Annotated in this window: 11 protein-coding genes; 3 read left to right on the top strand and 8 right to left on the bottom strand. The window is 60.6% G+C overall.

Translation table 11 applies throughout. The annotated features are described in order from the left end of the window. Window positions 1-13: 13 nt before the first annotated feature. Window positions 14-1405 carry an L-cystine transporter gene (locus BMH52_RS12265; protein WP_014720352.1) on the bottom strand — a complete coding sequence of 464 codons (1392 nt, stop codon included), beginning with the start codon at window positions 1403-1405 and terminating at the stop codon, window positions 14-16. A 241-nt stretch (window positions 1406-1646) separates the two neighbouring features. Between BMH52_RS12265 and BMH52_RS12260 the strand changes: the two genes are divergently transcribed. Continuing rightward, window positions 1647-2708, top strand: a complete 1062-nt coding sequence (locus BMH52_RS12260) for a hypothetical protein (protein ID WP_014720351.1) — start codon at window positions 1647-1649, stop codon at window positions 2706-2708. Between the two features lie 191 nt (window positions 2709-2899). On the opposite strand, the gene ilvD is transcribed toward BMH52_RS12260, so the two are convergent. The 3 genes from ilvD to BMH52_RS12245 form a co-directional block, all read right to left on the bottom strand. After that, complete coding sequence (gene ilvD, locus BMH52_RS12255) at window positions 2900-4741, bottom strand: dihydroxy-acid dehydratase (protein ID WP_003195159.1); 1842 nt, start codon at window positions 4739-4741, stop codon at window positions 2900-2902. A 229-nt stretch (window positions 4742-4970) separates the two neighbouring features. Beyond that, on the bottom strand, window positions 4971-6161 hold the full coding sequence (locus tag BMH52_RS12250; protein WP_019817765.1) for an MFS transporter: 1191 nt from the start codon (window positions 6159-6161) through the stop codon (window positions 4971-4973). A gap of 125 nt (window positions 6162-6286) precedes the next feature. Then, window positions 6287-7483 carry a class I SAM-dependent rRNA methyltransferase gene (locus tag BMH52_RS12245; RefSeq protein WP_005792302.1) on the bottom strand — a complete coding sequence of 399 codons (1197 nt, stop codon included), beginning with the start codon at window positions 7481-7483 and terminating at the stop codon, window positions 6287-6289. A 277-nt stretch (window positions 7484-7760) separates the two neighbouring features. On the opposite strand from BMH52_RS12245, the gene BMH52_RS12240 reads away from it, so the two are divergent. Together BMH52_RS12240 and mutM are read left to right on the top strand one after the other, a co-directional pair. Continuing rightward, the gene (locus BMH52_RS12240; RefSeq protein ID WP_172832678.1) at window positions 7761-8573 is read left to right on the top strand and encodes an HDOD domain-containing protein; all 813 of its coding nucleotides are present in this window, start codon (window positions 7761-7763) and stop codon (window positions 8571-8573) included. Window positions 8574-8594: 21 nt separating this feature from the next. Next, entirely contained in the window at window positions 8595-9407 is an 813-nt protein-coding gene (mutM, locus tag BMH52_RS12235; RefSeq protein ID WP_014720348.1) for a bifunctional DNA-formamidopyrimidine glycosylase/DNA-(apurinic or apyrimidinic site) lyase, read from the top strand. Window positions 9408-9530: 123 nt separating this feature from the next. Here the strand turns inward: mutM and BMH52_RS12230 are convergent, their stop codons facing one another. The 4 genes from BMH52_RS12230 to BMH52_RS12215 form a co-directional block, all read right to left on the bottom strand. Further along, complete coding sequence (locus BMH52_RS12230) at window positions 9531-9782, bottom strand: YfhL family 4Fe-4S dicluster ferredoxin (RefSeq protein ID WP_003195146.1); 252 nt, start codon at window positions 9780-9782, stop codon at window positions 9531-9533. A 102-nt stretch (window positions 9783-9884) separates the two neighbouring features. Next, window positions 9885-10364: a pantetheine-phosphate adenylyltransferase gene (coaD, locus tag BMH52_RS12225; protein ID WP_003195136.1), complete on the bottom strand. Its 480-nt coding sequence runs from the start codon at window positions 10362-10364 to the stop codon at window positions 9885-9887. Between the two features lie 103 nt (window positions 10365-10467). Beyond that, on the bottom strand, window positions 10468-12063 hold the full coding sequence (locus BMH52_RS12220; protein ID WP_073843826.1) for a GMC family oxidoreductase: 1596 nt from the start codon (window positions 12061-12063) through the stop codon (window positions 10468-10470). Window positions 12064-12116: 53 nt separating this feature from the next. Then, on the bottom strand, window positions 12117-12662 hold the full coding sequence (locus tag BMH52_RS12215) for a hypothetical protein (protein ID WP_034128957.1): 546 nt from the start codon (window positions 12660-12662) through the stop codon (window positions 12117-12119). Between the last annotated feature and the right edge of the window lie 20 nt (window positions 12663-12682).

Here is a 12682-nt window from a genome sequence, read left to right as displayed (position 1 = left end):
CTATAGCGGTCTATCAGACCTGCGCTAACTCGGCATGCTCATCGGCATCCAGCAAGGCCTTATCCGTCTGCCCCATGATCTGGCTGGTAATCGCCCCCGCCGTCATCGAACCATTGACGTTCAACGCCGTGCGGCCCATGTCGATCAGCGGTTCCACGGAAATCAACAGCGCCACCAGTGACACCGGCAAGCCCATGGCGGGCAGCACGATCAGCGCGGCAAAGGTCGCACCGCCGCCTACGCCGGCAACGCCCGCCGAACTCAAGGTCACAATCGCCACCAGGGTTGCGATCCACAGCGGGTCCAGCGGGTTGATGCCCACGGTCGGCGCGACCATCACCGCCAACATGGCAGGGTAAAGACCGGCGCAGCCGTTCTGGCCGATGGTCGCGCCAAACGAGGCGGCGAAACCGGCGATGGATTGCGGAATGCCCAGGCGACGGGTCTGCGCTTCAATGCTCAGCGGGATGCTTGCAGCGCTGGAGCGGCTGGTAAAGGCAAAGGTCAGTACCGGCCACACCTTGCGGAAGAAGCGTAGCGGGTTGATCCCGGCCAGGGACAGCAGCAGGCCATGCACCACGAACATCAGGCCCAGGGCCAGGTACGACACCACCACGAAACTGCCCAGCTTGATGATGTCTTGCAGGTTGGAACCAGCGACCACTTTGGTCATCAGCGCCAGCACGCCGTAGGGGGTCAGCTTCATCACCAGGCGCACCAGGCGCATCACCCAGGCTTGCAGGGTGTCGATGGCGTTAAGGACTTTCTGGCCTTTTTCCACGTCGTCCTTGAGCAGTTGCAGCGCGGCAACTCCAAGGAACGCGGCGAAAATCACCACGCTGATGATCGACGTCGGCTTGGCCCGGGCCAGGTCGGCGAACGGGTTGGCCGGCACGAACGACAGCAGCAACTGCGGGATATTCAGGTCGGCAACCTTGCCAGCGTAATCACTCTGGATCACTTGCAGGCGCGCCATTTCCTGGGTGCCGGCCACCAGGCCTTCGGCGGTGAGGCCGAACAGGTTGGTCAGGCCGATGCCGATCAGCGCCGCGATGGCCGTGGTGAACAGCAGCGTGCCGATGGTCAGGAAGCTGATCTTGCCCAGGGACGAGGCGTTGTGCAGGCGCGCCACGGCACTGAGGATCGAGGCGAACACCAGCGGGATCACGATCATTTGCAGCAGCTGCACATAGCCGTTGCCGACCAGGTCAAACCAGCCGATGGAGGCTTTGAGCACCGGGTTGCCGTCGCCATAGATCGTGTGCAACGCCGCGCCGAACAGCACGCCCAGCACCAGGGCGAACAGCACCTTCTTGGCCAGGCTCCAGTTAGTACGGCGAGTTTGTGCCAGGCCCAGCAACAGGGCCACGAACACCAATAAATTGAGAATCAGGGGCAGATTCATTGAAGCTCCGTTGAGAAAGCAGCCAATCGCGTGAGCCTGCGATTGCGAACCGGGAAGCCTAACAGCTTGAAATATATTGATTTAATACCGATATGGAATGGGGACTGTCGTTTTTGGAATAAGCATTTGACGCTCAGGCGTATGCCCTTGGCGTGATCACGACGTCCCTGGTCGCGCTCGGGCGATAACTGTCATACGGATTTGTTAGCGTCGATGTCTTTCACTTGAGGAGAAAACGCCTATGAAGCTCGCGCCGAAACTATTGGTATCCGCCGCCTTTTGCCTCGGGCTCGCCAGCCAGGCGTTTGCCGCCACCGAGTTGAAACACTGGCCGGCACCTGCCGCCAAACAACTCAACGAAATGATCGCCGCCAATGCCAACAAGGGTAACTACGCGGTGTTCGACATGGACAACACCAGCTACCGCTATGACCTTGAAGAGTCGCTGCTGCCGTTCATGGAAAACAAGGGCCTGATCACCCGCGAAACCATGGACCCTTCGCTCAAGCTTATCCCCTTCAAAGACACCGCCGACCATAAGGAAAGTCTGTTCAGCTACTACTATCGCCTGTGCGAAGTCGACGACATGGTCTGCTACCCGTGGGTTGCGCAGATTTTTTCCGGCTTTACCCTCAAGGAGCTCAAAGTGCAGGTCGACGAGCTGATGGCCTCCGGCAAGCCCGTGCCGGTCAGCTATTTCGAAGGCGACGTGGTGAAAAAATCCGAGGTACAGCCGCCGAAAGTCTTCACCGGCCAGGCCGAGCTGTACAACAAACTGATGGAAAACGGCATCGAGGTGTATGTGATGACCGCCGCGTCCGAGGAGCTGGTGCGCATGGTCGCGGCTGATCCGAAGTACGGCTACAACGTCAAACCCGAGAACGTCATCGGCGTGACCACGATGCTCAAGGACCGCAAGACCGGCGAGCTGACCACCGCACGCAAACAGATCACTGCCGGCAAGTATGACGAGAAGAGCAACCTCGGCCTGGAACTGACCCCCTACCTGTGGACCCCGGCGACCTGGATGGCCGGTAAGCACGCGGCGATCCTCACCTACATCGACGAATGGAAAAAACCAGTGATTGTCGGCGGTGACACACCGACCAGCGATGGCTACATGCTGTTCCACGATGTGGACGTGGCCAAGGGCGGCATCCACCTGTGGATCAACCGCAAAGACAAGTACATGACCCAACTCAACGGCATGATCGCCAAGCACGCGGCGGCGCAAGCCAAGGAAGGGTTGCCGGTGACGGCGGACAAGAACTGGGTGATCGTGAAACCGGAGGAGATTCAGTAAAGAGCCTTAAGTCGAAGTGCAGTCACTGTGGGAGCTGGCTTGCCTGCGATGCAGACACCTCGGTACTTCATGTACTCCGAGGTGATGCAATCGCAGGCAAGCCAGCTCCCACATTTGATCTCCAATGTCTTGGGGAATTTCTGCAGACAAAAAAAGCCCCGCACCTGGCGGGGCTTTTTTATGCGCGGGGCTTACAGGCCGTCGAGCATGGCTTTGTTGCGCACCGCACCCTTGTCGGCGCTGGTGGCCAACAACGCGTAGGCCTTCAACGCGGTGGTGACTTTGCGCGGGCGCTTCTCCACCGGCTTCCAGCCTTTCTTGTCCTGCTCAACCCGGCGTGCTGCCAGTTCTTCATCGCTGATCAACAGGTTGATCGAGCGGTTCGGAATGTCGATCAGCACCTTGTCGCCATCCTGCACCAGGCCAATCGCGCCGCCGGCAGCGGCTTCCGGGGAAGCGTGGCCGATGGACAGGCCCGACGTGCCGCCGGAGAAACGGCCGTCGGTCAGCAGGGCGCAGGCTTTGCCCAGGCCTTTGGATTTCAGATAGGACGTGGGGTAAAGCATCTCCTGCATACCCGGGCCGCCTTTAGGGCCTTCGTAGCGGATGATCACGATGTCGCCTTCCTTGACTTCGTCCGCGAGGATGCCGCGTACCGAGCTGTCCTGGCTTTCGTAGATCTTGGCGCGGCCTTCGAAAACGTGGATGGATTCATCCACACCTGCCGTTTTCACCACACAGCCGTCGAGGGCGATGTTGCCGTACAGCACGGCCAGGCCGCCTTCTTGCGAGTAGGCGTGCTCGACACTTCGGATGCAGCCGTTTTCACGGTCGTCGTCCAGGGTGTCCCAGCGGGTCGACTGGCTGAACGCGGTCTGGGTGGGGATACCGGCCGGGCCGGCCTTGAAGAAGGTGTGCACGGCTTCGTCGTCAGTCTGGGTGATGTCCCATTTGGCGATGCCTTCGGCGATGGACTTGCTGTGCACGGTTGGCAGGTCGGTGTGCAGCAGGCCGCCACGGGCCAGGGAGCCGAGGATCGAGAAGATCCCGCCGGCGCGGTGCACGTCTTCCATGTGGTACTTCTGGATGTTCGGCGCGACTTTGCACAGCTGTGGCACGTGACGGGACAGGCGGTCGATGTCGCGCAGGTCGAAGTCGATCTCGGCTTCCTGGGCGGCAGCCAGCAAATGCAGGATGGTGTTGGTGGAACCGCCCATGGCGATGTCCAGGGTCATGGCGTTTTCGAACGCCTTGAAGTTGGCGATATTGCGCGGCAACACCGACTCATCGTTCTCGCCGTAGTAGCGCTTGCACAGCTCGACGATGGTACGGCCGGCCTGCAGGAACAGCTGTTCGCGGTCGCTGTGAGTGGCCAATGTGGAGCCGTTGCCCGGCAAGGCGAGCCCCAGGGCTTCCACCAGGCAGTTCATCGAGTTGGCGGTGAACATGCCGGAGCACGAACCGCAGGTCGGGCAGGCGCTGCGCTCGTATTCGGCGACCTTCTCGTCAGAAGCGCTGGAGTCGGCGGCGATCACCATGGCGTCGACGAGGTCGAGGCCGTGGGAGGCGAGTTTGGTCTTGCCGGCTTCCATCGGCCCGCCGGAGACGAAGATCACCGGGATGTTCAGGCGCAAGGCAGCCATCAACATGCCGGGGGTGATCTTGTCGCAGTTGGAGATACACACAATGGCGTCGGCGCAGTGGGCGTTGACCATGTACTCCACGGAGTCAGCGATGATCTCGCGGCTCGGCAGGGAATACAGCATGCCGTCATGGCCCATGGCGATGCCGTCGTCCACGGCGATGGTGTTGAATTCTTTAGCCACGCCACCGGCGCGTTCGATCTCGCGGGCGACCAGTTGGCCCAGGTCCTTGAGATGGACATGGCCCGGCACGAACTGGGTGAACGAGTTGGCAATCGCGATGATCGGCTTCTTGAAGTCGTCATCTTTCATCCCCGTGGCACGCCACAGTGCGCGCGCGCCGGCCATGTTGCGGCCGTGGGTGGATGTTTTCGAGCGGTAATCAGGCATTGGAGCACTCCGGGCGGCTAATCAAGTACTAAAGGGGAGTGAGCTTCTAATTGACGACTGGAACACTCAGAAAATGGCCGTGTGTCCGGAAGTTGCCACTCGCGTCGCGGGATCGCCGCGTGCTTGGGCCTCGAGCTCATAAACCCGCCGGGGGATGACTGGCGATGAATAGGGCCGATTCTACACCGCTGGCGGCTGGAGGGAATGGGCGCAACCTTGAAGTTAGCCGCTACAGGACGTGCGGGCGCCGCCGTGCCCATGAGTTCAACGCAAGGGCGGCAAGGCTCAGGATCAGAAAACACAAGCCAAGCGCAGTACTCAACTGGTGGGTAAAGGTGCTGATAAATGCACTGATACAGCCGCCAGCAATGAACAGCGCTGCCGCAACGGCGGAAGCTGCGGCTCCCGCATTGTCTGGAAACAGGCTCATGGCCTTGGAGTTGGAAATGGGCCGGGTGATGGTGGTGCCCGCCGTGCAGAGCAGCATGGGCACCAACACTGTCGGGGTTGATAAGCCGAACAGGTAGGCCAACAGCAGCATGACTACGCCAGAGATAGCGATCAGAACCAGCCCGACTGCCATCTGGGTAGCCGCCGCCAGCCGTTTGTGCAGGACGCCGGCACAGAGGCCTCCCACTACGTAGGCGGCGCCGTAGAGAAGCAAGGTCAATGAGTACTCATGGGGTGACAGCTTTAACTGGTCCATGAAAATGAGCGGTGACACAACGATGAATGAGAAATGACAGGCGAAGGTGATCGCGGAGATCGTGGCGTAGCTGGCGAAATGTCTGTTGGCGAAAACCTTGGCGTAGGCCCTGAAAATACCCCGCTCGCTTGGCGCGGTTGGAGGGAAGCCGCCATGCAGTAATCGGTGAGCCATAAACCACGTTGCGGCACAGAGGGCGATAAACGCGTAGAAGCTGGCTTTCCATCCCCAGTGCAATTGCAGCCATGCGCCCAGCACTGGGGAAATCGAGATGAAAATGCCTCCGGCCGTGGCCATTGCTATGCGCAACCGCTCCTGTTCCCTGCCGAAAAAAAGGTCCTGCACCAGCGCTTGGGACAGTATGAAACCACCGCAGCCTATGGCCTGAATGACTCGAAAGAACAGGAATTGGGGCGTGTTTCTGGCGGCCAGACACCCGACTGCACCCAGGATGGCTACTACCATACTGGCCAGGAGTAGCTTCTTGCGACCGATTCTGTCGGACAGCGGGCCGATCAGCAGCATTGAGCAGGAAAATCCAATGGCGAACAGGCTGACGGATCGAGCGATATGGGTGGTCGAGGTATGGAAGTGTTCAGCCAGGGCGGGAAAGGAGGGCAGTACGACGTCAAGGGGGAAGACGCCCAGCAAAGTCATGGTCATCAGCCAGAAAACCAAGAGCGGTTTTTCAGCCTGTGTAATTGCCTTCGACATACGCGAGCCTCGGTTCCATGAGAGGGGCGAGGATCGAGTCTGCGCTACGGAAAGTCAAAGCCTGGGGCAGTACGACATTTCCTAAAAACCTGTAGGAACCCGCAAGTCCCTACAGGGGAACAGCATCAGCTATTGGGTAGCAACCGGCAGGTAATGCTCTTGATGTAGCGCGTCTCGACAATCGCCGGATGCACCGGGTGGTCCGGGCCTTGGCCGCCGCGTTCGAGCATCTGGATGTTGCGGTCCAGATGGCGGGCGCTGGTGAGCAGGATGTTTTGCAGGTCGTCTTCCGGCAGGTGCATGGAGCACGAGGCGCTGACGAGGATGCCGTCTTTGCTGAGCAGGCGCATGGCTTGCTCGTTGAGGCGGCGGTAGGCGCCTTCGCCGTTTTTCATGTCTTTTTTGCGCTTGATGAAGGCCGGTGGGTCGGCGACGATCACGTCGAAGCGCTCTTCGCTGGCTTTCAGTTCTTTCAACGCCTCAAAGACGTCGCCTTCGATGCAGGTCATCTTCTCGGCAAAGCCGTTCAGCGCGGCGTTGCGCTCTACGCCGTCGAGGGCGAAGGCCGAAGCGTCGACGCAGAACACTTCACTGGCGCCAAAGGCTGCAGCTTGCACGCCCCAGCCGCCGATGTAGCTGTACAGGTCCAGTACACGCTTGCCCTTGGCATACGGGGCCAGGCGGGCGCGGTTCATGCGGTGGTCGTAGAACCAGCCGGTTTTCTGGCCCTGGATCACCGGGGCTTCGAACTTGACGCCGTTCTCTTCCAGCGCCACCCACTCCGGCACCAAGCCGAACACGGTTTCGACGTAGCGGTTGAGGCCTTCGGCGTCGCGCGCGGCGGAGTCGTTCTTGAACAGGATGCCGCTGGGCTTGAGCACTTGGGTCAGCGCGGCGATCACATCTTCTTTATGCGCTTCCATGGTCGCCGAGGCGATCTGTACCACCAGGATGTCGCCGAAACGGTCGACCACCAGGCCCGGCAGCAGGTCGGAATCACCGTAGACCAGGCGGTAGAACGGCTTGTCGAACAGGCGGTCACGCAGGGACAGCGCGACGTTGAGGCGGTGCACCAGCAGCGACTTGTCCAGCGGCAACTTGATGTCGCGCGACAGCAGGCGGGCGCAGATCAGGTTGTTCGGGCTCATGGCCACGATGCCCAGGGTCTTGCCGCCGGCCGCTTCCAGGATAGCCTGGTCGCCTGCCTGGAAGCCGTGGAGTGGGGTGGCGGCCACGTCGATTTCGTTGCTGTAGACCCACAGGTGGCCGTTGCGCAAACGACGATCGGCGTTGGCTTTGAGACGCAGGCTTGGCAGGGACATGACGTCGCTCCGGAAAAAAGAGCGGGAGTATACCCTTTGCGCACTCTTTCATGTGGGAGCTGGCTTGCCTGCGATGCGGGCGGCGCGGTGTATCAGACGTACGGTGGTGATGCTATCGCAGGCAAGCCAGCTCCCACATTCGATCGGGTTTCACTTGGGTTTTTGGGTGTCGGCCACATCGGCATAAGGGGTAGAATTCGCGCCTAGCCCAGAGTGTGTACTTATGTCCCAAGAGCTTTCCCCCGAGCAGATCCAACAGGCCCTGCAAGGCATCAGCGTGCCGCCTCAACCGCAAATCATGGTGGATTTGCAGATGGAGCAGTACATGCCCGATCCGGACCTGGAAGTGATTGCGCGGCTGATCTCCCAGGACCCGGGCTTGTCCGGCGCGCTGCTCAAGATCGTCAATTCGCCGTATTACGGCCTGAGCAACAAAATCGCTTCGATCCAGCGTGCGGTGAACCTACTGGGCAGCCGTTCGATCATCAATTTGATCAACGCGCAGTCGATCAAGGGTGAGATGTGCGACGACACCATCGTCACCCTCAACCGCTTCTGGGACACCGCCCAGGATGTGGCCATGACCTGCCTCACCCTGGCCAAGCGCACCGGTTCCCAGGCCGTGGACGAAGCCTATGCCTTGGGCCTGTTCCATGATTGTGGCGTGCCGCTGATGCTCAAGCGCTTTCCCAATTACATGGCGGTGCTGGAAGAGGCCTACGCCAATGCCGCCCCGGATTGCCGCGTGGTCGACACCGAAAACAAAGCGTTCCACACCAACCATGCGGTAGTCGGCTACTACACCGCCAAGTCCTGGCGCCTGCCGGAGCATGTCACCGACGCCATCGCCAATCACCATAACGCCCTGGCGATTTTCAGCGATGAGACGTCGCGCAACCCACAGCTCAAGAACCTGCTGGCCATTTTGAAGATGGCCGAGCATATCTGTTCGTCCTATCGCGTACTGGGCAATCAGCCAGTGGATCATGAGTGGAACGCCATCGGCCATCTGGTGCTGGATTACGTGGGCCTGTCGGACTACGACTTCGAGAGCCTGAAGTTGTCGATCCGCGAACTGGGCGCGCACTGACCCGTCATTCAAGAGGTACATATGCCCGAGTTACCAGAAGTCGAAACCACCCGACGCGGCATTGCCCCGCACCTGGAAGGCCAGCGCGTCAGCCGCGTGGTAGTGCGTGAGCGGCGCCTGCGCTGGCCGATTCCGGAAGACCTGGATGTGCGCCTGTCAGGGCAGCGCATCGTGCTGGTGGAGCGCCGGGCCAAATACCTGTTGATCAATGCCGAAGTGGGCACCTTGATCAGCCACCTGGGCATGTCGGGCAACTTGCGCCTGGTGGAAGTCGGCATGCCCGCGGCCAAGCATGAGCACGTGGATATCGAGCTGGAATCGGGCATGGCCCTGCGCTACACCGACCCGCGGCGCTTCGGTGCGATGCTCTGGAGCCACGACCCGCACAACCATGAGCTGCTGATGCGGCTGGGGCCGGAGCCGTTGACCGACCTGTTTGATGGCGAGCGCTTGTTCCAGCTGTCTCGCGGTAAGTCCATGGCGGTGAAGCCGTTCATCATGGACAACGCGGTGGTGGTGGGCGTGGGCAATATCTATGCGACCGAGGCGCTGTTTGCAGCTGGGATTGACCCACGCCGCGCCGCCGGGGGTATTTCACGCGGGCGTTATCTGAAGCTGGCGATTGAAATCAAGCGGGTGCTGGCTGCTGCCATCGAGCGGGGCGGCACCACGTTGCGGGACTTTATCGGCGGCGATGGGCAGCCGGGGTATTTCCAGCAGGAACTGTTCGTGTATGGCCGGGGCGGCGAGGCATGCAAGGTCTGCGGCACTGAGCTGCGCAATGTGGTGCTGGGGCAGCGGGCGAGTGTGTTTTGCCCCAGGTGTCAGAGCTGATTGCTGGGTGAAGGCTGATATTACTATCGCAGGCAAGCCAGCTCCCACATTTGAATGTATTCATATATCCAAGTGTGGGAGCTGGCTTGCCTGCGATGAGGCCCTTAGGGGCAATGAAGAGGTTTAGGCCTTACCGGTAATCTTGCGGTACTTCTCCATCAACTGCTCTTCCGTCTCAGGGTGTGCCTCGTCCAGCGGAATGCAATCCACCGGGCATACCTGCTGGCACTGCGGTTCGTCGTAGTGACCGACGCACTGGGTGCACAGGTTAGGGTCGATCACGTAGATCTCTTCGCCCTGGGAAATGGCGGCGTTCGGGCACTCGGGTTCGCAGACGTCGCAGTTGATGCAATCGTCGGTGATGATCAGGGACATGGAAACTCCTGCCAGGGCACTCTGCCAAGGCATCTGAAAACTAATGCGCGCAATTGTGCCGCATTGGCGCCCGCAGTGCGAGCAGGCACCGACCGAGCAGCCTTACTTCTTGAAGCGCAGCGTCAGCGCATCGGCCACGGCTGGATGCACGAATTTGGTGATATCTCCGCCCAAAGCGGCGATTTCACGAACCAACGTCGAGGAAATGAACGAATAACGCTCCGACGGCGTCAGGAACAGGCTTTCCACGTCCGGCGCCAATTGGCGGTTCATGTTGGCCAGCTGGAATTCGTATTCGAAGTCCGACACCGCACGCAGGCCACGCAGGAACACATTGGCGTTCTGCTCCTTGGCGAAATGCGCCAGCAATGTCGAAAAGCCCACTACTTCCACATTCGGCAGGTGCTTGGTGACCTCTTGCGCCAGCTCCACACGTTGTTCCAGGGGAAACAGCGGGTTTTTCTTGGGGCTGGCCGCGACCGCGATGATCACATGGTCGAACAGGCGAGAGGCGCGTTCGACCAGATCGCCATGGCCTTTGGTAATCGGGTCGAAGGTACCTGGGTACAACACTCGGTTCATCGCGTCGTCCTGGCGGAGTCCGTTGGGGAACCGGATGGTATCGCAGCATTACCGGTGGGCCAAGTCGACTTATGTAGATAGATACCGTGAATACCCTGTCTTTTCATGCCGTTTTCAGACGTTCGGCCAATGCGCTCGCCAGTTGCGCGGTCAGTCCGTACACCGACAATTGCGGGTTGGCGCCAATGCTGGTGGGGAACAGCGAGCCATCGTGGATCGACAGGTTGCGCAACTGATGATGGCGACCCAGGCTGTCGGCAACGGCATTTTTTGGGTCTTCACCCATGGCGCAACCGCCCATCACGTGAGCGCTGCCCAGGGTGGTGCGATGCAGTTCCAGGTTCAGACCGTCGATCACGCTGCGGGCTTGGGCCAAGTTGTTCACAAAGCGCGCGTCGTGATGCAGGGGCTTGACCGATTTGGCCCCCGCCGCGAACTGAATCTCGGCCATGCTGTGGAAGGCCCGGCGCAGGCCGTCCCAGGCGTAGGGCGAGACCTGATAGTCGAGCACTGGCGTGCCGTCACCGCGTAACTCCACCGTGCCGCCTGGGCTGTCGGGGTGAAAGCCGTCGCGCAGCAGGGCGAGCATGGCGTGGGTGTGGGGTAATTGGTTCATGTCCAGGGCGTTCTGGTTGCCATAGCCACCAAACAGGGTGCTTGCCAGGCCTGGATGCAGGGGCGGTGCTTCCAGTTTGTAGGACATTTTGCCGGTAGTGCCGTCCTGCCATTGGAAGTGGTCGGAGTAGATGGATTGCGGCGCACCGTAGAAGGGGTTGATCACCTCGTCGAACAGCCCGGCGGAGAAATTGACCAGGTGCAGGAAGGTGCGCTTGCCCAGCCGCGAGTGTGGGTCGGGCGCGTCGGAGCGCATCAGCAGGGCCGGGCTGTTGATGCCGCCGCCCGCCAGCACATAGTGCTTGGCTTTCACGCTGATCTTGCGCCCGGTGGGCGCTACGCAGCGTTCGTCCATGGCCACGCATTCGAGGCTGCTGATGGTGTCGCCGCTGTATTTCAGCCGTTCGGCGCGGGCCAGGTAAAGCAGTTCGCCACCCTTTTCCAGGGTGGACGGGATGGTGGTCACCAGCATTGACTGCTTGGCGTTGACCGGGCAGCCCATGCCGCAATACCCCAGGTTGAAGCAACCGCGCACATTGCGCGGGATCACATGCCAGCTGTAGCCGAGCTTTTCGCAGCCTTTGCGGATCACATCGTTGTTGGCATTCGGCGGCAGCGCCCACGGCGCGATGCCCAGGCGCTGCTCCATTTTTTCGAACCAGGGCGCCATTTCGGCGCTGCTGTGGCCTTTGACCGCATATTCGCTGGCCCAATGCGCGAGGGTAGCGTCAGGGGTGCGAAAGCTGGAGGTCCAGTTGATCAAAGTGGTACCGCCCACGGCCCGGCCCTGCAGGATGGTGATAGCGCCGTCCTTACTCATCCGCCCGATGCCTTCCTGGTAAAGGCTGGCGTAGGCTTCGTCTTCCAGCAGTTTGAAATCACTACTGGTCTTGAGCGGGCCTTCTTCGATCAGCAACACTTTGTAGCCGGCGGCGCTGAGGATTTCAGCCGTGGTACCGCCCCCGGCGCCGCTGCCGATGATGGCGACATCCGCTTCCAGGGTCAGGTCGTTATCCAGGGCGGCGCCATTGTGGGTTTTCCAGCCACGGGCCAGGCCGTCGCGGAACAGATCGGGTACGGGCATAGGTGTGCTCTCTTATTCTTGTCGGAAGATGCAATCTTGGGGGATTGCCCAGGCTAGATCTTGGGCGGGCCGGGGTAGCCGCAATGGGCCCAGGACTCGGGCCGGAAGTACCAGGCCATGATCACTAGCTTGAGCAACGAGCCCTGGCCCATGCGCAGCAGGTTCAGGTAGCTGTTTTCCCAGCGGTGCAGGAAATTGCGGATCTGTTCGCTGCTGGCGTTTTCCCAACTGCCCCAGATACCGGTCAGCGGGCCGCGGGTAATGCCCATGCCCAGTACGTCGAATAATTGCTGGGTGAGCTTGAACATCTCGGGGGACAAGTGCTGCAGGCTGTAATCGAGCTTTTTCAGGGTGTCCTCAATACCTGCAAGCACTTGTTCGGCACTGGCCGCGCCTTCCAGCAGCACCGGGATTACCGCCCGCAAGAATGGCAAGTCGCTGGTGCGCAACATCGCAAAGCCGCTGGCTGGCGTACTGCTGGAGCAACCGCTGAGGCTGGCGCCCAACCCGGCGGTGGCGAGGAAGGCGCTGGCACACAGGCCGATTTTCAAGACGCCGCGCCGTGACAGCGCGGGTGAATCAGTCAGGCTGGGGTTCATTGTTTTTATAGTCCCGAAGG

The sequence above is a fragment of the Pseudomonas sp. BTN1 genome (genome assembly GCF_001907715.1).
GTDB classification, from domain to species: domain Bacteria; phylum Pseudomonadota; class Gammaproteobacteria; order Pseudomonadales; family Pseudomonadaceae; genus Aquipseudomonas; species Aquipseudomonas paracarnis.
The sequence above is the reverse complement of the archived record's forward strand: the minus strand, read 5'-3'. Positions and strand labels throughout refer to the sequence as shown.